The sequence below is a fragment of the Adlercreutzia equolifaciens genome (assembly GCF_029076695.1).
GTDB lineage: Bacteria > Actinomycetota > Coriobacteriia > Coriobacteriales > Eggerthellaceae > Adlercreutzia > Adlercreutzia equolifaciens_A.
Genome location: NZ_JARFIK010000443.1, coordinates 1 through 297, shown reverse-complemented (window position 1 = coordinate 297; position 297 = coordinate 1). Strand labels below are relative to the sequence as shown.

Here is a 297-nt window from a genome sequence, read left to right as displayed (position 1 = left end):
GACGCAAAGGATTTGACGACGACTATAGAGGCCGCGCGAGAGGCACACTTGTTTTCGATACTCTTCGAATCTGTGCTGACCGCGAAAATAAGCCCAAGGTGATCTTCTGTGAAATTGTCAAGGGGCTCCCTATCCACGACAAAGGACGCACCCTCAAAACCATCTTAGGCGCTCTTCGAGAAGACGGATATATACCCTTCTATGAGGTACTCAACTCGAAGAACTTCTGAGTTCCTCAAAATAGAGAACTTATCTACATCGTCGCCTTCCGAGAAGACATCGCCCCAGAATCGTTTT

The 297-nt window shown here is 47.8% G+C and carries 1 protein-coding gene; it reads left to right on the top strand.

Translation table 11 applies throughout. The annotated features are described in order from the left end of the window. Positions 1-230: DNA cytosine methyltransferase (locus PZH32_RS13095; protein ID WP_275208687.1), on the top strand; the 230-nt coding region annotated here is incomplete at its 5' end. Positions 231-297 lie beyond the last annotated feature (67 nt).